The following is a 230-nucleotide window of genomic DNA, read 5'->3' on the forward strand; positions in this document are numbered from 1 at the left end:
CCGGTTCCATCGCGTCGAGGGGCTGCCCGTCCCCGAGCACCGGGCCCGGGAGCCCGACCAGCCCCGCTCCCTCGCGGCCGAGGGCGACGTCCTGCGCGCCTTCCCCGCGCGGCTCGGCGGCGCCGACGCCCACGGCGGCAGCCTGGCCCGGTTCGAGGGGCTGGGCGCGGCGGGCCCGTCGCTGCACATCAAGGCCGGCGTGCAGTGGGGCCTGTACGCGTCCGCGGTCC

The 230-nt window shown here is 80.4% G+C and carries 1 pseudogene; it reads left to right on the forward strand.

What is annotated here, in order from left to right:
* Positions 1–230: pseudogene (locus KVT14_RS21875) on the forward strand (acyl-CoA dehydrogenase); the annotation flags it as partial.

Source organism: Cellulomonas sp. GbtcB1, from assembly GCF_019091725.1.
GTDB lineage: Bacteria > Actinomycetota > Actinomycetes > Actinomycetales > Cellulomonadaceae > Cellulomonas.